The following is a 20435-nucleotide window of genomic DNA, read 5'->3' on the forward strand; positions in this document are numbered from 1 at the left end:
GAAACTCGGGTGTTCCCGAGTTTCCCTTCCGACCAGCTCAGATCGGCAGCAGCCGATCTGAGTTCGCAGGCCGGAGGACGACGAGTTTCATTCTGTAGCCGCCGACGTCTCTCCACTTCTCAGGATGCAGCGCATGCCTCACCCCATCGTCAGGGCGCGCGGCGACGCGCCTGAACTGAAGCGGCTGCCTGTCGCGCCGGCGGTTTCCGCCGACGGGCTGGTCGAGGGCTACGCCAGTCTGTTCGGCGTCGTCGATCTCGGCCGCGACCGGGTCGAGCGCGGCGCCTTCGCCGGCAGCCTCGCCCGGCGGGGCGCGCGCGGCGTGCGGTTCCTGTTCCAGCACGATCCGGCCGAGCCGATCGGGGCGTGGCTCTCGATCGCCGAGGATTCGCGGGGGCTTCGCGTCGCCGGACGGCTGAACCTCGCGGTGACGCGGGCCCGCGAGGTCCACGCGCTGCTCCGCCAGGGCGGGCTCGACGGCCTGTCGATCGGTTTCCGGGCGGTCAGGACCGCGCGCGAGGGCGCCGGCGTCCGGCGCCTCGTCGAGATCGACCTCTGGGAGATCTCGGTCGTCACCTTCCCGATGCTCCCTGACGCCCGCGTCGCCGCGGTCAAGCGCGGGCCTCTACACCTCTCCCCGGTGGGGAGAGGTCGGCCCGCAGGGCCGGGTGAGGGGACGCTTCGCTTGTCGAGCGCCCGCCCCCTCACCCGCTCGGCTTTCGCCTCGCGACCTCTCCCCACCGGGGAGAGGTGAAGACCCGCGCCTCCTTCTTCATCCTCCCGCCGCCTCAGCGCGGCCTTTTCGCCAGAGGCCTCCGATGACCCAGACCGAACTCCGCTCGCCCGAGACCAAGGCCGCCGAGGGCGCGCCGTCGAGCCTCGAGGTGGTGACCGCCTTCGACGACTTCATGCGCGCCTTCGACGCGTTCAAGGAGGTCAACGACGAGCGCCTCGCCGAGATCGAGGCGAGGCTGACGCCCGACGTCGTCACCGTCGAGAAGCTCGCCCGGCTCGACGACGCGCTCGACCGCCAGCAGAAGGTTCTGGCGGATCTCACGCTGAAGGGCCGCCGGCCCGCGCTGGAGACCGCCGGAACCCGCGAGACGGCCGCGCCGCGCGAGCACAAGGCGGCGTTCGAGGCCTATGTCCGGCGCGGCGAGGTGTCGACGCTGAAGAGCCTGGAATCCAAGGCGCTCGCCTCGGTCACGGACTCGCAAGGAGGCTATCTCGTGCCGGAAGCCACCGAGCGCGAGATCGGGCGCCGGTTGGCGGAGGTCTCGCCGATCCGCGCCATCGCCTCGGTGCAGCAGGTGACGGCCGCCGTCTACCGCAAGCCGTTCGCGACCGAGGGCTTCGCCTCCGGCTGGGCGGCGGAGACGGGCGCCCGCGCGCAGTCCGCGACGCCGGTGCTGGACGAACTCGCCTTCCCCGCGATGGAGCTGTTCGCGATGCCGGCGGCGACCCAGACGCTGCTCGACGACTCCGCCGTCGACCTCGACCGCTGGATCGCAGAGGAGGTCGAGACCGCCTTCGCCGAGCAGGAGAGCGCGGCCTTCGTCACCGGCGACGGGACCACGCGGCCGCAGGGCTTCCTGACGCCGGCCAAGGTCGCGAACGCGGCCTGGGTCTGGGGCAAGATCGGCTATGTCGCGACCGGGGCTGCGGGCGCCTTCGCGGCCTCGAACCCCTCCGACAGCCTGCTCGATCTGGTCTATGCGCTGCGCTCGGGCTATCGCCGCAACGCCAGCTTCGTGATGAACCGGCGCGTGCAGGCGGCGGTGCGCAAGCTGAAGGACGCCGACGGCCGCTATCTCTGGGAGCCGCCGGCAAGCGCCGACTCGAGCGCCACGCTGATCGGCTTCCCCGTGGTGGAGGCGGAGGCCGCGCCCGACATCGCGGACGGCGCCCACGCCATTTCCTTCGGCGACTTCCGCCGCGGCTATCTGGTCGTCGACCGCATCGGGGTGCGCATCCTGCGCGACCCGTTCACGGCGAAGCCCTACGTGCTGTTCTACACCACCAAGCGGGTCGGCGGCGGCGTGCAGGACTTCGACGCCATCAAGACGCTGAAGTTCGCGACGAGCTGACCAGTTCTCCCGCCTCCTGCCGCGGCCGGCGCTTCCCCAGGCGTTCTGCTGCGGCGGGAAAGAAACAGGTGAGTGGTATTCCAGCGCCGCCCTTGATCGTAACGACCCGTTAACGATCCGGGGGCACGCTCGTCCCAGCCGTTCCTGACATGGCGCGGCTTCGGCGGTTCGCGAGGCGTCCCTCGATCGCGGACCGTCGGAGACTTTCTCCGCATTCTCCCCCCGGAGCGGGCCTCTTCGGCTTTCTTCCGTCCTATCGCCTAAAGCCCGCCCGACATCCGTCCGGCGGGCTTTTTTTCGTCCGCGCGAGGTCTCTCCCATGCCTGCCGTGCTGCTGACCGCGCCCGAGGCCGAACCGATCGGCCTCGGCGACGCGAAGGCCTATCTGCGCCTCGAACACGACGCCGAGGACGACCTGGTCGCGGGCCTGATCGCCGCCGCCGCGCGGCAGGTGGAGAACATCACCCGCCGGGTGCTGATCGCGCAGCGCTGGCGGCTCGACGCCAGGCTGCCCTGCGACGCCTCCGGGATCGCGCTCCGGCCGCGCCCGGTGCGCGAGGTCGAGGCGGTTCGGATCATGCTTCCGGACGGATCGTTCGAGACGCTCGACCCCGCCGACTGGCGCTTCGACTGGGGGGCGGAGCGGCTTTACGTGACGAAGCCGGCGCCGGCGGGCCGCGGAATCCAGGTCGACCTCGCGGTCGGCTATGGCGATCCGGAGGACGTGCCGGAATCGCTCAGGCTCGCGGTGCGCAGGCTGGTCGCCGACGGCTTCGAACGCCGCGGCGCCGGCGACGGGGCGCCCGCCGACGTCACGGCGCTGCTCGCGCCCTACCGGGACTTTTCGCTTTGAACGCGGCGTCGCCGGGCCTCCTGCGCCGCCGGATCGCGATCGAGCGGCCGGCGGATGTCGCGGACGGGGCGGGCGGCGTGACGCGTGGCTTCGCCCCGCTCGCGCAGGCCTTCGCCGAGGTCGAGCCGCTGACCGCCGAACAGGCCGAACGCGGCCGCGCCCTCGGCCTCAGGAAACTCTGGCGCGTGACGATCCGCGCCCGCGGCGACGTCACGGGCGGTTGCCGCGTCGCCTGGCGGGAGCGCACGCTCGACGTGCTCGCGGTGCGCGCGCTCGACGCCGACGACCGCTTCGAGGAGATGCTCTGCGAGGAGATCGTCCCGTGACCACGCTCTCCCCCGGCCTCGCGCTGCGCGCGGCCGTCCACCAGCGGCTTGTGGGGGACGCCGCGCTCGGCGCGCTGCTCGGCGGCGCCCGGATCTATGACGAGCCGCCGCGCGCGGCCCTGCCGCCTTACGTCGTGCTTGGGCCGCTCGCCTCGAAGGACGTTTCCGGCGACGTCGCGCCGGCGCAGGAGCATCAGCTCGTGCTGGAAGTCTGGTCGCGCGAGGGCGGGCTGTCGGAGGCGCTGAAGGCGGCCGACCGCGTCGTGCGGCTCACGGACGGCGCGGCGCTCGTCCTCGACGGCTGGCGCCTCGCGACCCTGTCGTGGAGCGCGACCGACGCCGTGCGCATCGCCGACAACGGCCTGCGCCGCGCGAGCATCACCTTTCGCGCGGTGACGGAGCCTGCGGAGTAGCGGCCACGCTTTCGAACCCCCTGCTCCCCCTCACCCGGCGCTGCGCGCCGACCTCTCCCCACTGGGGAGAGGTGAAGAGCGGCGCCTCTTCCTGCACCTCTCCCCGGCGAGGAGAGGTCGACATGGCGATAGCCATGGCGGGTGAGGGGGCTCCCGATATCAGAACCAGACGCCCGCCCGGCGCCGCAGAGGAACCGAACACATGGCCATCCAGAAGGGCAAGGATCTGCTCGTGAAGATCGCGGACGGCGCGGGCGGGTTCGTCACGGTGGCGGGGCTGCGCTCGCGCTCGCTGTCGTTCAACGCTGAGCCGGTCGACGTCACGCACTCCGAAAGCGCCGGCCGCTGGCGCGAGCTGCTGGCGGGGGCGGGCGTCAAGAAGGCGAGCGTCGCGGGGGCCGGCGTCTTCAAGGACGACGCCTCCGACACGCTGGTGCGCGGCCTGGTGTTCGACGGGGCGATCGCCGCGTTCCAGATCGTGATCCCGGACTTCGGGCGGATCGAGGGGCCGTTCCAGGTGACGGGGCTCGAGTTCAAGGGCGATCACGCCGGCGAGGTCGCCTACGACCTCGCGCTGGAAAGCGCAGGCGCGCTGAGCTTCACCGCGCTCTGAGCGGGCGGCGTTACCGCCGTGTACCGGCTCAAGGCCGGGCCACGGCGGACATCCTTCCATTCCGTTGAAAGGTAAGCCCATGCCCGCAAACCGCCGCCGCGGCGAGACGGAGGCCGTGTTCGACGGCGCGCCGCGGCGCCTGGTCCTCACGCTCGGCGCGCTCGCCGAACTCGAAGACGCCTTCGGGGTCGAGGATCTTACGGCGCTCGCCGAGCGGTTCGAGAGCGGGCGGCTGTCGGCGGGGGACGCGATCAGGATTCTGGGCGCGGGCCTGCGCGGCGGCGGAACGGAGATCGCGGACGCCGAGGTCGCCCGGCTGTCGCATCCCGAAGGTGCGGCGGGCTTCGTTCGGTCGGTCGTCGAGCTGCTCGCCGCCACATTCGGCGGCGCCGGGGACGGGGAGGGGGCGGCGGAGGCCGCCGGCCCTTTCCCTGGGACGGACTGATGGGCTTCGGCCTCGGCGTGCTGCGGCTCGCCCCGGACGCGTTCTGGCGCATGACGCCGCGCGAGATCGCCGCCGCGGCGAGCGGGCTTCACGGCGGCGGCGGCGGCCGCAGCGGCGCGCTGAAACGCGCCGACTTCGAGCGCCTGATGGCGCGCTTCCCCGACCGGGAGACGGACGATGGCTGAGGGCGACCCCATCAGGATCAGCGTGGACACGGCGGTCTTCCGCCGCGAGCTGACCGAGGCCGAGCGTCTGTCGCGCGGCTTCGGGCGGGCGCTCGGCGACGCGCTCGAAGGCGGCGTCGTCAAGGGCCGCTCGCTGACCGACGTGCTGCGGAGCCTCGGGACCCGGCTGTCGTCGCTCGCGCTGTCGGCGGCGCTGAAGCCGGTCGAGACCGCGCTCGGCGGCCTGTTCGGAAGCCTGAGCAAGGGGCTGCTCGGCGGCGTCACGCCGTTCGCCAAGGGCGGGGTGCTCGGCGCGCCCGCCGTTCTCTCCTCGGGAGGCGCCGGGCTCGCGCTCGCGGGCGAAGCCGGCCCCGAGGCCGTGCTGCCGCTGTCGCGCGGCGCCGACGGCAGGCTCGGCGTGGCGTCGTCGGGCGGGGCGCATGCGCCAGTGACCATCAACATCGCGACATCAGACGTCGAGAGCTTCCGGCGCTCGGAGGCGCAGGTCTCCGCAGCCCTCGCCCGCGCGGTGGCGCGGGGGAGGCGCGGCCTGTGACCCCGTTCCACGACGTGCGCTTCCCGACAGACATCGCGCGCGGGGCGCGCGGCGGGCCGGAGCGACGCACGGAGATCGCGACGCTCGGCTCCGGCTTCGAGGAGCGCAACGCGGTGTGGGCGCATTCGCGCCGGAGGTGGGACGCGGGGCTCGGCGTCCGGACGCTCGCGCAGCTCTCAGCCGTCGTCGCCTTCTTCGAGGAGCGGCGGGGACGGCTGGTCGGGTTCCGCTTCCGCGATCCGCTCGACCACGCCTCCGCGGCGCCGGGCGCGGCGATCACGGCGGCGGACCAGACGCTCGGGACGGGCGACGGCGAGACCGTGCGGTTTCCGCTGACGAAGACCTATGGAGGGGCGTTCGAGCCCTATCGCAGGCCGATCCGCAAGCCCGTCGCAGGGACGGTGCGGGTTGCGGTCGCGGGCGTCGAGACCACGGCGTTCGCTCTGGACGCGGGCGACGGCGCGATCGTGTTCGACGCAGCCCCGCCCGTAGGCGCGCCCGTGACGGCGGGCTTCGCCTTCGACGTGCCGGTGCGGTTCGACGCCGACCGGCTGGAGATCGACCTCGCGGCCTTCGAGGCGGGCTCGGTCCCCTCGATCCCGCTGGTCGAGATCAGGCTGGGGTGAGGACGGGCTGATGCGCGACATTCCGCTCCCCATGGCCGTGGCGCTGGCGTCCCGCGTCACCACCTTCGCGCGCTGCTGGCGGCTGACGCGGCGGGACGGCGCGACGCTCGGCTTCACCGACCATGACGACGACGTCGCCTTCGACGGCGTGACCTATCGCGCGGCGACCGGCATGACGGCCTCCGCCGCGGAAAGCGCGCTCGGCCTCGCGGTCAGCGGGCTCGACGTGGTCGGCGCCCTCGACGATTCCGGGCTCACCGAGGCCGATCTCGCCCGCGGCGCCTATGACGGGGCGGCGGTCGCGCTGTTCCTGGTGGACTGGGAGGCGCCTGCGAACCGCCTGCTGCTGTTCGCAGGCGCGCTGGGCGAGGTCGCGCGCGAGAGCGCGGCGTTCTCCGCCGAGCTTCGCAGCCTCACCCACGCGCTCGCGCAGCCGAGAGGCCGCGCCTACCAGCGCGCCTGCGACGCCGACCTCGGCGACGCCCGCTGCGGGATCGATCTCACCGCGCCAGAACGCCGGGCGGAGGGGACGGTCGATGGGGCGAACGGCGCGCGAGGGTTCTCGTCCTCCGTGCTCGCCGGGCGCGGTTCGGTCTTCACGCGAGGGCGCCTCATATGGACCAGCGGCGCGAACGCCGGCGCGTCCGGAGAGGTGCGCCGGCATCTCGACGCCAGCGCCGAGCTCGCCGAGGCGCCGGCGATGCCGATCGCGGCCGGAGACGGCTTCGTGGTGACGGAGGGGTGCGACAAGTCCTTCGCCACCTGTCGAGACCGCTTCGCCAACCGCCTGAATTTCCGCGGCTTTCCGCAGATGCCAGGAAACGACTGGCTGGCCCGCGCGGCGAAGGCCGGCGGCGACAATGACGGGGGCCGCCTTGGTTAACGCTTCGTGTGAGGATCGCCCTCCAACGCTCGCCCCCGCCACGGTGGTCGCGGCGGCGCGGGGCTGGATCGGCACGCCCTACCGCCACCAGGCGAGCCTGCGCGGCGTGGGCGCCGACTGCCTCGGCGTGATCCGCGGCGTGTGGCGCGAACTGCTCGGCCCCGAACCCGAACCGCTTCCGCCCTACGCCCGATCCTGGGCGGAGGACGGCGACGCCGAACTGATGCTCGACGCCGCGCGGCGGTGGCTGGTCCCGGCGCCGGATGGCGCAATGGAGGCCGGCGACGTGCTGCTGTTCCGCGTCGCCCGCGGCGGCCGCGTGAAGCACGCCGGAATCGCGACGGGGCCGGCCGCGATGGTCCACGCCTATGACGGACACGCGGTCGCGGAGACCGCGATCCCGGAGGCCTGGCTGCGCCGGCTGGCGGCGCGGTTCAGGTTTCCCGCCGCCCAATAGGTCGCCGCCCGCATCGACGCCGCATCGATCTTCCCGCTGACCGAGGCTTGTCCCCATGGCCGTTCTCGCCCTCACAGCCGTCGGCGCCGCGGTGGGCGGGGCGATCCTGCCGGGCGGGATCGGGCTGTTCGGCGCGACGCTTTCGGGAGCGGCCCTCGGCGGCGCGCTCGGCGGGCTGGCGGGCGCCGCGATCGACCAGTCGCTGCTGACGCCGACCCAGAAGCAGACCGGCCCGCGCCTCACCGACATCCGCATCACCGCCTCGACCGAGGGGGCGCCCGTGATGCGCGTCTACGGCCGGATGCGGGTCGGCGGCCAGGTGATCTGGGCGAGCCGGTTCCGCGAGACCAAGTCGACCGAGGCGAGCGGCGGCAAGGGCGGCGGGCCGAAGGTCAAGTCCACGACCTACGCCTATTCCGCGAGCTTCGCGGTCGGGCTCTGCGAGGGCCCGATAGACGCCATCGGCCGCGTCTGGGCGGACGGCGAGCCGATCGCCAGGGGCGACTACGAGATCCGCCTCTATCGGGGGACGGAGGACCAGCTTCCCGATCCCAAGATCGTCGCCGTCGAGGGCGAGGACTATGCGCCGGCCTATCGCGGCCTCGCCTATCTCGTCTTCGAGGAGCTGCCGCTCGAGCCCTTCGGCAACCGCGTGCCGCAGATCACGGTCGAGGTGATCCGCCGGCCGCCCTCGGCGAAGCCGCAGCTCGAGGACCTCGTCTCCGGCGTCACGCTGATCCCCGGCTCCTCGGAGTTCGCCTATGCGACCGACGTGATCGAGCGCAACGCCGGCTTCGGCGCCTGGGAGGCGGAGAACGCCCACGTCGCCGACGGTCGCGCCGACATGCTGACGGCGCTCGACGACCTCGCGGCGCTTGCGCCGAACGCCGCCCACGTTTCGCTGGTGATCGCCTGGCACGGGACGGATCTCCGCGCCGGCCACTGCGAGATCGTCCCGAAGGTCGAGACCGACGACAAGAAGACCCGGCCGTGGATCTGGCGCGTCGCAGGGCAGAACCGAACGCAGGTTCCGCTCGTCAGCCGGATCGACGGCGCCCCCGCGCTCGGCGGCGCGCCGGCGGATCGCGCGGTCCATCAGGCGATTGCGGAGCTCAAGGCCCGCGGGCTGAAGGTGATGCTGAACCCGTTCATCCTCATGGATGTTCCGGCCGGGAACGCGCTGCCCGATCCCCATGGCGGGGCGGAGCAGGCGGCCTATCCCTGGCGGGGCCGCATCACCTGCCACCCCGCGCCGGGGCGTCCCGGATCGCTAGACAGGACGGCTGCGGCCGCGGCTGACATCGACGCCTTCTTCGGCTTCGCGGCGCCGGGGGACTTCGGCTGGAACGAGACCAGCCGCAGCGTCTCCTATGAGGGCCCGCAGGAGTGGTCCTACCGCCGCTTCGTGCTGCACATGGCGCGCGTCGCGCAGGCGGCCGGCGGCGTCGACGCGTTCCTGATCGGCTCGGAGATGGTCGGCCTGACGCGGCTGCGCGACGCGACGGGGAGCTACCCGGCGGTCGCCAGGCTCCGGGAGCTTGCGGCCGACGTGCGCGCCATGCTCGGGCCGGAGGCGCGGATCGGCTATGCGGCGGACTGGAGCGAATACTCAAACCACCGGCCGGACGACGGCTCGGGCGACGTGATCTTCCACCTCGACCCGCTCTGGGCCGACGACAACATCGATTTCGTCGGGATCGACAACTACGTCCCGCTCGCCGACTGGCGCGACGGGCCGGGCCATCTCGACGCCGCGGCCGGTTTCCGGGGACCGCACGACGTCGCCTATCTCGACGCCAACATCGAGGGCGGCGAGGGGTTCGACTGGTTCTATGCGGACGCGGCCGCCCGCGAGGCGCAGATCCGCACGCCGATCGTCGACACCGCGCATGGCGAGCACTGGGCGTTCCGTTTCAAGGACTTCCGGTCGTGGTGGGAGAACCCGCACCACGATTGGCCGGGCGGCGCCCGGCTCCCGACGCCCACAGCATGGGTCCCGCAGTCCAAGCCCATCGTGTTCTGCGAGCTCGGCTGCCCCGCGGTCGACAAGGGCGCGAACCAGCCGAACGTGTTCGTCGACCCGAAATCGGCGGAGTCCGCCGTTCCCTACTTCTCGAACGGGCGGCGGGACGATCTCGTCCAGCGCGCGGCGCTGGTCGCGCAGATCTCGCATTGGAGCGCCGCCGGGAACAACCCGCTCTCCGCCCTGACCGGCGAGCGGATGATCGACGTCTCGCGCATCTTCCTCTGGACCTGGGACGCCCGTCCGCATGCGGCGTTCCCGCTGCGCAGCGACGTCTGGACGGACTCCGCGAACTGGCGGCTCGGCCACTGGCTGACCGGGCGGCTGGGGCTCGCCGCGCTTGCCGACGTCGTCGCCGACATCGCCGGCGAGCTGGGCGTCGACCTCGACCTCGACGACCTCGAGGGGCTGGTGCGCGGCTACGCGCCGGACCGGGTGATGAGCGCGCGCGAGGCGATCGAGCCGCTGCTCGACGCCTATGGCGCGACGGCGCGGGCGAGCGGGGCGACACTTCGCGTCTCCAACCGGCCGGAGACGCCGGTGGCTGAGCTGGCGCCGGAGGATCTCGCCGATCTCGGCGAGAAGACGCCGGCCTTCCGGCTGACTCGCGCGCAGGCCTCCGAAGTGCCGCAGACGCTGCAGCTTCGCCACGTCGACCCCGACGCTGACTACCGTCAGGGCGCGGTCGAGGCGCGTCGGCTGGCGGGCGAGGGCAGGGCGGTCGCGGAAGCGTCCTTCGCGCTGGCGCTTGGCGTCGACGAGGCGCAGGCGCTCGCCGACGGCATGCTGATCGAGGCGTCCGTCGCGCGCGAGCGGGGCGAATGGGCGCTGCCTCCGAGCAGGCTCGCCCTCGAGCCCGGCGACCTCGTGACGTTCTCCGCGCACGGCCGCACGCTGCTGATGCGGCTCGACCAGGTCGGCGAGGAGTTTGCGCGCCCGGTGAAGGCGACCCGCGCCGACCCGGACGTGCGCGACGTCGAACTGGTCGTGATCGACCGCCGTCCGCCGCCGGACCCGGCGCGCGCCGTGGCGCCCGTCTTCGAGGTTCTGGACCTGCCGCTGCTCGCAGGCGACGAGCCGCCTCATGCGCCGCGGCTCGCAGCCTACGCGAAACCCTGGACGCCGGCGGCCGTCTACCGCTCGGAGGAGGGCGGGACTTTCGCGCTGGACCAGACGCTGCCGTCGCCCGCCGCCATCGGCCGGCTGACCGCGCCGCTCGGGCTCCACGCCAGCGGCCGCTTCGACCGGGCGAACGCGATCGAGGTCGAGATCGGGCCGGACCGCACGCTCGAGAGCCGCAGCGAGAGCGCGGTGCTCGGCGGCGCCAACGTCTGCGCCGTGCGCGGAACGTCGGGCGCGTGGGAGGTGGTCCAGTTCCTCGACGCCGAGCTCGTCGGGCCGGGCCGCTGGCGGCTGACGGGCCTGCTGCGCGGCCAGGCCGGCACGGAGGATGCGATCGGCGCGGATGTGGACGCCGCCTTCGTGCTGATCGACGACCGCACGCCGTCCGCGACCCTGCTCGCCTCGACGCGAGGCCTCGACATCGTCTGGCGGGCCGGACCTGCGACCCGGCCGCGCGACGACGAGACCTATGTCGAGACCACGGCGGAAGTCGGCGCGCGCGGGTTGAGGCCTTATGCGCCCGTCCACTTGTCGGCGCGGCGCGACCCGCTGACCGGAGACGTCCCGCTGGGCTGGGTCCGCCGGACCCGGCTCGGCGGCGACGACTTCGAGATCCGCGACGTCCGGCTGGGCGAAGACAGCGAGGCCTACGAGGTCGCGGTGCTGGCGGATGGACAGGTCGTGCGGACGTTCGAGGCGTCGGCGCCGCATATTGTGTACCTGCACGCGCAACAGATCGCGGATTTCGGCCTGGAGCCGGCGACGATCGCCTTCACCGTCCGGCAGCTCTCCGCCTCGGTCGGGCCGGGCCTGCCGGCCGGCGCCGAGATCGCCGTGTAGGGCGCAAGACCCTTCACCCGATGTCCCGGCCTTGAGCTGGAACCCAGAACCGTGATCCGCGCGCGGACCGCGGGCTGCGCCTTGTCCTGCGTCGTCCGTGCGCCCGGGTCCCGGCTCAAAGGCCGGGACAGGCGCGCGCTTCCCCAAGTCTCGATACGCCTGGAGCATCCCATGAGCGCGAGCCCGCATCTCGGCCTCAGCTATCTCGCGCCGGCGCAGAAGCATGTGACGGTCAACGAGAGCTTCCGGCGGCTGGACGCCCTCGTGCAGCTCGGCGTGCTGGACCGCACGCTGACCGCCCCGCCCGCGACGCCCGCGGAGGGCGACCGCCACATCGTGGCGCCGGGCGCCGCCGGCGCCTGGAGCGGCCATGACGGCGAACTCGCAGCCTTCCTCGACGGCGTCTGGGTCTTCGTCGAGCCGAAGCCTGGTTGGCTCGCCTATGTCGCGGCCGAGGGCGCGCTGTTGGTCTTCCTCGGCGGCGCCTGGGTCGGCGCGATGGCCGCGCTCGCCTCGCTCGACGAGCTGACGCGCCTCGGCGTCGCGACGACGGCGGACGACGTCAACCGGCTGGCGGTCTCGTCCGCGGCCGCGCTGTTCACCCATGCCGGGGCCGGCGTGCAGGTGAAGCTCAACAAGGCGACGCCGACCGACACCGCAAGTTTGCTGTTCCAGGACGGCTATTCCGGCCGCGCGGAGTTCGGGCTCGCGGGCTCTGACGGCGTCAGCCTCAAGGTCTCGGCCGACGGCGCGAGCTGGACGACGGCGCTCAGCGTCGACCCGTCGTCGGGCGCGGTCGACCTGCCGCAGTCGCCGACGTTGCTGGTCGAGAAGTTCACCGCGTCCGGAACATGGACGAAGCCCGCCTGGGCGACCCGGGTGCGGGTCATTCTCATTGGGGGCGGCGCGGGCGGCGGCTCCGGTGCCTTGCGCGCCGCCGGCGTCGCGGTTTCCGGCGGGGCCGGCGGCGCGCCCGGGCAAACGGTTGATCACGAGTTCGAGGCGGGCGCGCTCAGCGCGACCGTCGCCGTGACCGTCGGCGCCGGCGGGGCGGGCGGCGCGGCGCAGTCCACGGCGAGCTCCGATGGGCTTCCGGGCGCGCTTGGCGGCGACACCGCGTTCGGAGGCTACGTGAAGGCGGTCCAGATGGCCGGCGGCTTCGGCGCGGGCGGGTCGACCGCGACGGTCGCCGGAGGAACCCACGCCGGCTATCGCGACATGCCGCCGACGACGACCGCCTCGGGCGGTTCGGGCGCTACGGGCGCGGGCGGCGCCGGGCAGAACGGATATGGCCGGGCCTCGGGACCGGCGGGCGGCGGAGGCGGGCTGACCGCCGCCAACGCCGAAGGCGCCGGCGGCCCGTCGGGCTCGGCGTTCAACAGCGTCGGAGCTCCCCAGGCCGCGGATGGCGGGCTGACCCCGGGCGGTCCCGGAGCTGCGGGCGCGCCGTACGCCGGGATCGCCGAGGCGCTGCTCGAAGGCTGCTGCGGCGGCGGCGGGGCGGCCGGGAACGCGGTCAACGGCGGCGCGGGCGGCGCGGGCGCGGCCCCCGGCGGCGCAGGCGGCGGCGGCGGCGCGAGCCGCAACGGCCGTTCGTCCGGCAAGGGCGGCGACGGCGCGCGCGGCGAAGCCTGGATCATCTCGATGCGCTGAGGCAGCGGGCCCGCACGGGCGCGGCCATTTTCGAACATCCGGAGACATCCCATGAACGTGCTGGACATCCAGCGGCGGCTGCTCGCGCTCGGGCATAATCCGGGCCCGCTCGACGGCGTCTGGGGACGCCGCACGCGGCTCGCCGTCGTCGCCTTCCAGAAATCGGTCGGCCTTGACGCCGACGGCGTCGTCGGGCCCCTGACGACGGCCGCGCTGCTCGACCGGCCGGGAACGGCCAAGGCTACGGCCGTCCCCGTGGCTCCGCCCTGGCTTTCCGAAGCGCGCCGCTTCATGGGGCTGAAGGAAATCGCGGGGCCGGCCTCCAACCCGCAGATCCTCGAATGGGGACGGCGGGTGGCGGAGTGGTACGTCAACGACGACGTCCCGTGGTGCGGTGTGTTCGTCCACGCGATGATCGCCGCGGCGCTGCCCGAAGAGACGCTGATCGCGAACCCCTGCTACGCGCGCGGCTGGGCGAGGTTCGGCGTCGCGCTGGCGGCGCCGGCGGCCGGCGCGATCCTCGTGTTCGAGCGCGGGCCGAACGCCGGCCATGTCGGCTTCTACGTCGGCGAGGATTCCGGCCGGTTCCGCGTGCTCGGCGGCAACCAGTCCAACAGCGTGTCCGAAGCCTGGGTCGCCAAGGCCAGGCTCCTCGCCATCCGATGGCCGAAGACCGCGCCCCGCCCGTCCACCGGCGCGGTCGCCGTCTCCGCCGCCGGCTCCGTCTCCACCAACGAAGCTTGAGGTCTCGTTCGCCATGGGCCACGCCATCACGAAGTCGAAGCTCGAAAACGCCGTCGCGGACGCCGCCGCCGGCGTCATCCGCGAGGCCGCCATCGCGGGCTCGACCCCCGGCCGCTCGATCGCCGACGCCCGCCGGGTCGCGGCCGAAGTCGTCGCCGATCCCCGCCTCGCGGCGGCGCTCGAGCCGGTGTCGCGCGTCCAGAGCCAGACCATCCGCGGCATCGTCGTCGCGGCCGGCGCCCCCCTGATCGTGGCGATCGGGCGGATCGCCGGCGTCGAGATCGTCGATGGCGACGCTGCGACGCTCGTCTCCACTCTCGTCTCGCTCGCGGGCGCGGCCTACGCCTGGTATGGCCGCGAGACCACCACGCGGCCGCTCGCCTGAAGGAGCCTTGTGATGACCGCCTCCGCGGCCTCGCTCCGGCGCGACGCCTATGCGCATGACGACGCCAAGCTCGCGGCGCTGGAGCAACGGGTCTACGGCCTCGAGCGCGGCGTCCAGGATCTCAACCAGCTGTTCACCGGCCGGATCGGCGAGGTCTCGGCGCAGCTCTCGGGTCTGACGACCAAGCTCGACGACCGCTCGCGCACGCCGTGGGCGACGATCGTCTCCGCGATGGGCGTCGTGCTCGCGATCGTGATCGCCGGCGGGCAGCTCGTGAAGACGCCGGTGGACGATGCGATCCGGCGGCTCGAGCGCGACGTCACGCGGCTCGACGGCTCGATCAAGGGCGTTGAGCGAGAGGCTCGGGAGGCGCAGCTTGCGGCGCCGGGGCGGGGCGAGCTGGAGGCGCGCTGGATTCTCGAAGAGCGCTCGATCGACGCGCTGCAGCGGCGGCTCGACCGCTACGAGCGCGCCCCGGCGCCTGGCGGATGACGCGGCCTCTGGCCGAGCCGGCGGTCCGGCCTAACTCGCCTGACGGGGCCTGCGATGTTCATTGCGGGTTCAGCGCGGAGGCGCGACACAGTTGGGAATGATCCGGCCCCTCGCAACGGCGCTGAGCGCGATCGTCCTGGTCTTCGGGACGTGCGCAGCCGTCATTTCGGGAGAGCCGGCGCCTCCGCCTCCCGACGCGCCCTCCCGGCTCCCGCCGCAGCACGACGAGTCCGGACCGGAGCGCGCCCGCGCCGCGTCGCGGGACCATGACGGCGACGCGCGCGGCGGGGACCGCGACCGACCGCCCGCACGCATGGCGGACCCGCGATTCCAGGGGCTGGAGCGCGCCCGCGCCGCGGCGCGCGGCGCCGACCCCGGCGGCGGCGTCGATTGCCTGTCCGCCAGGGACGCGCGGAGCGCCACCCTGCAGAAGCGCGCCGTCTCGCTCGCGGAGGCCGTGCGCGTCGCGCGAGACGCGTGGGACGGCGAGGTGATCGACTACAAGCTCTGCACCTATGACGGCAGGCTCGCCTACGAGCTGACCCTGCTCAACACGAACGGCCGCGTCGCCCGCGTCCGGGTCGACGCCTCGAACGGCAAGCTGGTCGGGGTGAGATGACCGCCGAGCCGCAAGGCGCGACGCCGCGGCCGCGCTCCGCCATAATAAGCCGCTGATCCGAACGAGGCCACGATCCCATGCGTCTGCTCGTCGTCGAGGACGACCCCGACCTCAACCGCCAGATCGTCACCGCCCTCGAAGACGCGGGCTACGCCGTCGACCGCGCTTTCGACGGCGAGGAAGGCCACTTCCTCGGCGACACCGAGCCCTATGACGCGATCGTGCTCGACATCGGCCTGCCGAAGATGGACGGCATCAGCGTGCTGGAGCAGTGGCGGCGGGACGGCAAGGCGGCCCCGGTGCTGATCCTGACCGCCCGCGACCGGTGGTCGGACAAGGTGCAGGGCTTCGACGCCGGCGCCGACGACTATGTCGCGAAGCCCTTCCACATGGAGGAGATCCTGGCCCGCGTCCGCGCGCTGCTGCGGCGCGCCAGCGGGCACGCCTCGAGCGAGATGCTCTGCGGGCCGGTGCGGCTCGACACCCGCGCGGGCCGCGTGAGCGTCGACGGCCGCAACATCCGCCTGACCTCGCACGAGTATCGCCTGCTCGCCTATCTCATGCACCATCAGGGCAGGGTGGTGTCGCGCACCGAGCTGGTCGAGCATCTCTACGATCAGGACTTCGACCGCGACTCCAACACGATCGAGGTGTTCGTCGGCCGCCTGCGCAAGAAGCTCGGCGCCGAGATCATCCAGACCGTGCGCGGGCTCGGCTACCTGCTCGCCCCGCCAGAACCGGCGTGAGCGCGCCGGCCGACCATCCGGCCGCGCCCGGAACGATCGGCAAGACCCAGGGCCCGACCGCCGCCGGAGCTCGGCGGCCGCATGTCGCCTCGGTCGCGTCCCGGCTGTTCGTGTCGGCCGCGCTGTGGGCGGGGGCCGTGCTGCTGATCGGCGGCGTGACGCTGTCTTCCTATTACACCCGCTCGGTCGAGCGGGGCTTCGACCAGCGGCTCCACGTCTATCTCAAGACGCTGGTCGCGGCGGTCGCGGACGGCGCCTTCGGGCGCGAGGATCCCGGGTCGTTCGGCGAGCCGCGCTTCGACCTCCCGCTTTCCGGCTGGTACTGGCAGATCACCCGCATCGATCGCGACCCGCCGGAATCCACCACCTCGAAGTCGCTGTTCGAGGGCCAGCTGCCGCGGCTCGCCGATCTCGGCGTCGGCGAGACGATCGTCGGCACCCGCGAAGGCTATGCGCGCGGGCCGGACGAGCAGCGGCTCCGCGTGGTCGAGCGCACCGTCGACCTCGGCCAGGACGGCCGCTACCTGATCGCGATCGCGGCGGCGGCGGACGAGATCGACAAGGACATCGCCGACTTCAACGTCGCCCTGCTCATCAGCTTCCTCGCCCTCGGCATCGGCCTGCTGGTGACGACCTGGTTCCAGGTCACGTTCGGTCTGAGGCCGCTCAGGCGCATCCGCTCGCAGCTCGCGGAGGTGCGCGCCGGCGGCCGCTCGCGGCTCGACGGCGCCTTCCCGAAGGAGATCGCGCCGCTCGCGGGCGAGCTCAACGCGCTGCTCGAATCGAACCGCGAGATCGTCGAGCGCGCGCGCACCCATGTCGGAAACCTCGCCCACGGTCTGAAGACGCCGCTGTCGGTCATTGCGAACGAGGCGGACGCCGGCGACGACCCGTTCGCGCAGAAGGTCCGCGAGCAGGCCACCCTGATGCGCCGGCAGATCGATCATCACCTCGAGCGCGCCCGCCTGTCTGCGGGCGTCGCCTTCGCGGGCGAGACCGCCGAGGTGAAGCCGGCGCTCGAGGCGCTCGCCCGCACGATGGAGAAGGTCCACCGCGACCGCGATCTCACGGTGGAGGTCGCTCTCAGCGAACCGCTGCGGTTCCGCGGTGAGCGTCAGGATCTCGAGGAGATGGTCGGCAATCTCGTCGACAACGCCTGCAAATGGGCGGCTACGACCGTCCTGATCGCGGCCTCGTCCGTGGCGGCCGTCGACGCCGGCCGGGCGAGGTTCCGCGTGCTCGTCGACGACGACGGTCCGGGCCTCGACGACGGCCAGCGCGAGGAGGTGCTGCGTCGTGGGCGGAGGCTCGACGAGACCAAGCCGGGCTCGGGGCTGGGGCTTGCGATCGTCAGCGACCTCGCCGCGATGTATGGCGGCCGGCTTTCGCTCGACCGCGCGCCGTCGGGCGGCCTGCGCTGCGACCTCGAGCTGCCGGCGGCGTAAGACCTGCGCCGCCGCTGCTCTTCAATCCTCGCGCAGGCTCGCACGCGCGGCCATCAGGCCGAGCGTCGGACGGCCCGGCGAGGGCGGCGGAGGCGCGCCACGGGCGCCGGCGGCCGCGAAGGCGTGAGACGGCAGGTCGGCGGAGAACCTGCCGGCGTCGCCTCCGAGGCCGAGGCCGATCCGGCGGGAGAGCGCCTGCGGCCCGTCCGCGCCCTGGCCGATCGCCTCCGCGATGTCGGCCGCCGTGATGTCCGCGCCGAAATCGACGAAGGCGCTCGCCGCGTCCTCGGCGGTCAGGCGGCCGAGATAAGCCGCGACCGGGCCGTCCGGCTCGTCCCGGACCGCCTCGACGACCGGAGCGTCGCGCGTGGGCTCCGCGAACAGGTGACGCGCGGCGGCCGAGCCCGCGGCCCAGCCCGCGGCGATCGCGTCTCCCACGCCCGATCCCCCCTGCGCCGAGAAGAGCCCCTCATCCGGTCCGAGCCCGGAGCGCGCCAGCAACTCGTCGCGCGGCGCGAAGCCGCCGGAGACGACCAGCCCGTCGACCGTGAAGCTGCGCGCCGCGGAGGCCGCCCCCTCGCCGAACCGGTTGGCGGCGTGGACGGCGACGACGTGGCTGTCCTGCTCGTCGTAGTCGACGCCAGTGACCACGCTCGCGAAGCTGAGCGGAACCCCCATCGCCTTCGCGAGGTCGATCGCCGGCCCTTGCGGATCCTCCCGCGCGTCGATCACCATCTTCACCGAGACGCCGGCCTCGCTGAGGTCGATCGCCGTGCGATAGCCGTCGTCGGAAAGCGTCGCGACCACGACGCTTTCGCCGGGCGCGACCGCGTGGCGGCGGAGAAGCGCCCGGACGGCGAGCGAGTTCATCACCCCCGGGCGGTCGTTGTCGCGAAAGGCGAGCGGGCGCTCGCGGACGCCGGTCGCAAGCACCACGGCGCCGGCCGAGACCACCCGCACGGCGACGCGGCCGGGCTTCCTCGGGTCGACCCGCTCGACGGCGACGACCGATCCGTCGGCCTCCACCGCGATCGCTGTCGCGCCGAGCGTCAGCGCGCTGCGGTCGGCGAGGGCCGCCGCCTGCCGGGTCGCCCACTGGCCGGGCGCGCGGCCGTCGATGCGACCGTCGAACAGGTCCGCGGCGCCTCCCGCCCGGAACGACGCCTCGAGAACGACCACGCTGAGCCCGGCGGCCCGCGCGGCCGCGGCCGCCGCAAGGCCCGCGAGGCCCGCGCCCACCACGACGACGTCGCAGGTTTCGCGGCGGGCGTCGGGCGATGGCTCGGTCGGCGGCAGGCGAGGGGCCGGCAGCGGCAGGACGCGTCTCAGCCGCTCGAGCGCGAGTCGCGGCGCGAGGCGACCGAACGAAGCCTCGGCGGCCGAGCGGAGCGGTCGCGCCGCGAGCCCTTCGCGGATCGCGATCTCGTCGCCCGACACCCCGGCCCACGCCCCGGAATCGTCCTCGAGAGCGACGAGGGCGATGTCTTCGAGGCCGAGGGCGGCCAGCGCCCTGGGACGGCCGAGCAGGGGGCTCGCGCCCCAGCGCGGCGCGGCTCCGGCGAGCAGGGCGCTCGCCAGCGTGTCGCCGTAGAAGCCCGAACAGGAGCGTCCCGCGAAGCGAAAGCCGACCGGCTCGTCGCGGTCGATCGCCGCGCCGAAGCGCCGATCCGCGGACGCCGGCAGACGGTACGGTCCGCTCATCGCGCCGGCTCCCGTTCGCGGAGATGCGGCCGGCGGGTCGGCGCGAACGGCGCCATCGCGGGGTCGGTGGCGAGGCCGAACAGCAGGGCGACGACGTGGCGCGCCGCCGGCACCGCCCCCGACAGCGCGTCGCGGCCGAAGCCGAGCGCGAGCCAGAGTCCGGGAATCTCTGCCGCCCCGATCTGCGCCGCGCCGTCGATCCCCGTCCATGTCGTCACCGGCTCTTCCCCCGTCACGACGCTGCCCGCAAGCGAGGGCGCGACATCCACCAGCCGCCGCGCAAGGGAGTCGCCCCCGAGGGGGCCGGACACCGTGAGGACGCCGGAGATGTCGCGCGACAGCGTCAGGTCGTCGATGACCAGGGCCGGCCCGAGCGCCGGGCCGCCGGCCTCGACGGCGAGCGTCTGCCGCTCCTCGCGCTTGAGGGACAGCCGTCCCTTGCCCTCCCGGACCAGCCGGATGGCGGCGAAATCGTCGGCCAGGACCACCGAGCGTGCGGACACCAGGCGGTCGCCCAGCCGGACGCCGACCACCTCCGCGCCGTTCCGCTCGAGCCGCGTCACCGGCGTCGCCGCGAACAGGGCGGCGCCGGCGGCCGCCGCGGCGTCGGCCAGCGCGAAGGCGAGCGCGTCGGCGTCGAGCGTAACCGCGCCGGGCTCGTAGAGCGCGACGGCGAGCCCCGCGCCGGAGCCGAGCGGCGGGCTGAGCGCCGCGACCTCGAGCGGGGGCACCATCCACGCGGCGACGCCCGCCGCCTTCGCCGCCGCGGCCGCTGCGCCAAGCGCCTCGCTGTCGGAGGCGGAGACCGAGAGCGTCAGGCACCCCGTCGCGTCGAGCGCCACGGGGGAGGGCAGCCGGCGGAGCAGGTTCCTCGCTCGCTTCGGCGCGCGGACCTCGCAAAGCATGCGAAGGCGGTCGCGGTGCGCCGCGCGGACCACGGGCCAGGCGCGTTCGTCGGGTGAGCCGGCGATCTCGTCCGGCGCGAACAGCGCGACTGCGGCGCCCTCGTTCGCGCAGGCCCGGGCGATTGCGAGCGCACGCACGCCGCCGCCGACCACGACGACGTCGTAAGCGGCGTCGGAGGCGAGGCGGTCGGGATGCGTCGGCCGTCCCTGCGCGGGGCGCGAAGGACGCAGCAGGGCGGAGGAGAGAGCGCGGCGGAACAAGGGCTGGTCGTCTGTCCGAACCGGAGGGCGGAGTCGGCCCAACCTACAGCGGCCTGCGCCGCGGTTCATCCCGCTT

At 73.6% G+C, this 20435-nt stretch carries 22 protein-coding genes; 20 read left to right on the forward strand and 2 right to left on the reverse strand.

What is annotated here, in order from left to right:
- Positions 1-133: 133 nt before the first annotated feature.
- The 20 genes from PKE75_RS07775 to PKE75_RS07870 all read left to right on the forward strand — a co-directional run bounded on the left by PKE75_RS07775 (position 134) and on the right by PKE75_RS07870 (position 17492).
- The gene (locus PKE75_RS07775; protein WP_271168143.1) at positions 134-754 is read left to right on the forward strand and encodes an HK97 family phage prohead protease; all 621 of its coding nucleotides are present in this window, start codon (positions 134-136) and stop codon (positions 752-754) included.
- Positions 755-818: 64 nt separating this feature from the next.
- Entirely contained in the window at positions 819-2087 is a 1269-nt protein-coding gene (locus tag PKE75_RS07780) for a phage major capsid protein (RefSeq protein ID WP_271168144.1), read from the forward strand.
- Between the two features lie 319 nt (positions 2088-2406).
- On the forward strand, positions 2407-2940 hold the full coding sequence (locus PKE75_RS07785; RefSeq protein WP_271168145.1) for a head-tail connector protein: 534 nt from the start codon (positions 2407-2409) through the stop codon (positions 2938-2940).
- Positions 2937-3266 (forward strand): phage head closure protein, encoded by a 330-nt coding sequence (locus tag PKE75_RS07790; protein WP_271168146.1) that lies wholly within the window; start codon positions 2937-2939, stop codon positions 3264-3266. The genes PKE75_RS07785 and PKE75_RS07790 overlap by 4 nt, the downstream gene beginning before the upstream one ends.
- Positions 3263-3679, forward strand: a complete 417-nt coding sequence (locus PKE75_RS07795; RefSeq protein ID WP_271168147.1) for a DUF3168 domain-containing protein — start codon at positions 3263-3265, stop codon at positions 3677-3679. Before PKE75_RS07790 ends, PKE75_RS07795 begins: the two co-directional genes overlap by 4 nt.
- Before the next feature lie 202 nt (positions 3680-3881).
- Positions 3882-4292, forward strand: coding sequence for a phage major tail protein, TP901-1 family (locus PKE75_RS07800; RefSeq protein ID WP_271168148.1), 411 nt, complete (start codon positions 3882-3884; stop codon positions 4290-4292).
- A gap of 79 nt (positions 4293-4371) precedes the next feature.
- Positions 4372-4737, forward strand: coding sequence for a gene transfer agent family protein (locus PKE75_RS07805; RefSeq protein WP_271168149.1), 366 nt, complete (start codon positions 4372-4374; stop codon positions 4735-4737).
- Positions 4737-4922 (forward strand): rcc01693 family protein, encoded by a 186-nt coding sequence (locus PKE75_RS07810; RefSeq protein ID WP_271168150.1) that lies wholly within the window; start codon positions 4737-4739, stop codon positions 4920-4922. Before PKE75_RS07805 ends, PKE75_RS07810 begins: the two co-directional genes overlap by 1 nt.
- The gene (locus PKE75_RS07815; RefSeq protein WP_271168151.1) at positions 4915-5457 is read left to right on the forward strand and encodes a phage tail tape measure protein; all 543 of its coding nucleotides are present in this window, start codon (positions 4915-4917) and stop codon (positions 5455-5457) included. The genes PKE75_RS07810 and PKE75_RS07815 overlap by 8 nt, the downstream gene beginning before the upstream one ends.
- On the forward strand, positions 5454-6083 hold the full coding sequence (locus PKE75_RS07820) for a DUF2460 domain-containing protein (protein WP_271168152.1): 630 nt from the start codon (positions 5454-5456) through the stop codon (positions 6081-6083). Before PKE75_RS07815 ends, PKE75_RS07820 begins: the two co-directional genes overlap by 4 nt.
- Positions 6084-6093: 10 nt before the next feature.
- The gene (locus PKE75_RS07825; protein WP_271168153.1) at positions 6094-6966 is read left to right on the forward strand and encodes a DUF2163 domain-containing protein; all 873 of its coding nucleotides are present in this window, start codon (positions 6094-6096) and stop codon (positions 6964-6966) included.
- Positions 6959-7423: an NlpC/P60 family protein gene (locus PKE75_RS07830; protein WP_271168154.1), complete on the forward strand. Its 465-nt coding sequence runs from the start codon at positions 6959-6961 to the stop codon at positions 7421-7423. Before PKE75_RS07825 ends, PKE75_RS07830 begins: the two co-directional genes overlap by 8 nt.
- Positions 7424-7478: 55 nt before the next feature.
- Positions 7479-11408: a baseplate multidomain protein megatron gene (locus PKE75_RS07835; RefSeq protein ID WP_271168155.1), complete on the forward strand. Its 3930-nt coding sequence runs from the start codon at positions 7479-7481 to the stop codon at positions 11406-11408.
- A gap of 171 nt (positions 11409-11579) precedes the next feature.
- Positions 11580-13061, forward strand: coding sequence for a DUF2793 domain-containing protein (locus PKE75_RS07840; RefSeq protein ID WP_271168156.1), 1482 nt, complete (start codon positions 11580-11582; stop codon positions 13059-13061).
- A 51-nt stretch (positions 13062-13112) separates the two neighbouring features.
- A complete protein-coding gene (locus tag PKE75_RS07845; RefSeq protein WP_271168157.1) occupies positions 13113-13805 on the forward strand; it encodes an NlpC/P60 family protein in 693 nt (230 codons plus the stop codon).
- Positions 13806-13818: 13 nt separating this feature from the next.
- Positions 13819-14190: a hypothetical protein gene (locus tag PKE75_RS07850; protein ID WP_271168158.1), complete on the forward strand. Its 372-nt coding sequence runs from the start codon at positions 13819-13821 to the stop codon at positions 14188-14190.
- A gap of 12 nt (positions 14191-14202) precedes the next feature.
- Positions 14203-14682, forward strand: coding sequence for a hypothetical protein (locus PKE75_RS07855; RefSeq protein ID WP_271168159.1), 480 nt, complete (start codon positions 14203-14205; stop codon positions 14680-14682).
- A gap of 313 nt (positions 14683-14995) precedes the next feature.
- Positions 14996-15301, forward strand: coding sequence for a PepSY domain-containing protein (locus PKE75_RS07860; RefSeq protein ID WP_271168160.1), 306 nt, complete (start codon positions 14996-14998; stop codon positions 15299-15301).
- Between the two features lie 77 nt (positions 15302-15378).
- Positions 15379-16047, forward strand: a complete 669-nt coding sequence (locus tag PKE75_RS07865) for a response regulator transcription factor (RefSeq protein WP_271168161.1) — start codon at positions 15379-15381, stop codon at positions 16045-16047.
- Between the two features lie 35 nt (positions 16048-16082).
- Positions 16083-17492, forward strand: coding sequence for a sensor histidine kinase (locus PKE75_RS07870; RefSeq protein WP_271168532.1), 1410 nt, complete (start codon positions 16083-16085; stop codon positions 17490-17492).
- Positions 17493-17513: 21 nt separating this feature from the next.
- Here the strand turns inward: PKE75_RS07870 and PKE75_RS07875 are convergent, their stop codons facing one another.
- Together PKE75_RS07875 and PKE75_RS07880 are read right to left on the reverse strand one after the other, a co-directional pair.
- Positions 17514-19193, reverse strand: coding sequence for an FAD-dependent oxidoreductase (locus PKE75_RS07875; protein ID WP_271168162.1), 1680 nt, complete (start codon positions 19191-19193; stop codon positions 17514-17516).
- Entirely contained in the window at positions 19190-20359 is a 1170-nt protein-coding gene (locus tag PKE75_RS07880) for an NAD(P)/FAD-dependent oxidoreductase (protein ID WP_271168163.1), read from the reverse strand. Before PKE75_RS07880 ends, PKE75_RS07875 begins: the two co-directional genes overlap by 4 nt.
- Positions 20360-20435 lie beyond the last annotated feature (76 nt).

The organism is Hansschlegelia plantiphila (assembly GCF_027922265.1).
GTDB classification, from domain to species: Bacteria; Pseudomonadota; Alphaproteobacteria; order Rhizobiales; family Methylopilaceae; genus Methylopila; species Methylopila plantiphila.

What these genes read in the sequence shown, in the direction of transcription:
- PKE75_RS07855 (WP_271168159.1), top strand. Translation starts at nt 14,203, where the DNA reads ATGACCGCCTCCGCGGCCTCGCTCCGGCGCGACGCCTATGCGCATGAC.
- PKE75_RS07860 (WP_271168160.1), top strand. Translation starts at nt 14,996, where the DNA reads ATGGCGGACCCGCGATTCCAGGGGCTGGAGCGCGCCCGCGCCGCGGCG.
- PKE75_RS07780 (WP_271168144.1), top strand. Translation starts at nt 819, where the DNA reads ATGACCCAGACCGAACTCCGCTCGCCCGAGACCAAGGCCGCCGAGGGC.
- PKE75_RS07800 (WP_271168148.1), top strand. Translation starts at nt 3,882, where the DNA reads ATGGCCATCCAGAAGGGCAAGGATCTGCTCGTGAAGATCGCGGACGGC.
- PKE75_RS07845 (WP_271168157.1), top strand. Translation starts at nt 13,113, where the DNA reads ATGAACGTGCTGGACATCCAGCGGCGGCTGCTCGCGCTCGGGCATAAT.
- PKE75_RS07835 (WP_271168155.1), top strand. Translation starts at nt 7,479, where the DNA reads ATGGCCGTTCTCGCCCTCACAGCCGTCGGCGCCGCGGTGGGCGGGGCG.
- PKE75_RS07840 (WP_271168156.1), top strand. Translation starts at nt 11,580, where the DNA reads ATGAGCGCGAGCCCGCATCTCGGCCTCAGCTATCTCGCGCCGGCGCAG.
- PKE75_RS07815 (WP_271168151.1), top strand. Translation starts at nt 4,915, where the DNA reads ATGGCTGAGGGCGACCCCATCAGGATCAGCGTGGACACGGCGGTCTTC.
- PKE75_RS07805 (WP_271168149.1), top strand. Translation starts at nt 4,372, where the DNA reads ATGCCCGCAAACCGCCGCCGCGGCGAGACGGAGGCCGTGTTCGACGGC.
- PKE75_RS07785 (WP_271168145.1), top strand. Translation starts at nt 2,407, where the DNA reads ATGCCTGCCGTGCTGCTGACCGCGCCCGAGGCCGAACCGATCGGCCTC.
- PKE75_RS07825 (WP_271168153.1), top strand. Translation starts at nt 6,094, where the DNA reads ATGCGCGACATTCCGCTCCCCATGGCCGTGGCGCTGGCGTCCCGCGTC.
- PKE75_RS07875 (WP_271168162.1), bottom strand. Translation starts at nt 19,193, where the DNA reads ATGAGCGGACCGTACCGTCTGCCGGCGTCCGCGGATCGGCGCTTCGGC.
- PKE75_RS07865 (WP_271168161.1), top strand. Translation starts at nt 15,379, where the DNA reads ATGCGTCTGCTCGTCGTCGAGGACGACCCCGACCTCAACCGCCAGATC.
- PKE75_RS07810 (WP_271168150.1), top strand. Translation starts at nt 4,737, where the DNA reads ATGGGCTTCGGCCTCGGCGTGCTGCGGCTCGCCCCGGACGCGTTCTGG.
- PKE75_RS07775 (WP_271168143.1), top strand. Translation starts at nt 134, where the DNA reads ATGCCTCACCCCATCGTCAGGGCGCGCGGCGACGCGCCTGAACTGAAG.
- PKE75_RS07850 (WP_271168158.1), top strand. Translation starts at nt 13,819, where the DNA reads ATGGGCCACGCCATCACGAAGTCGAAGCTCGAAAACGCCGTCGCGGAC.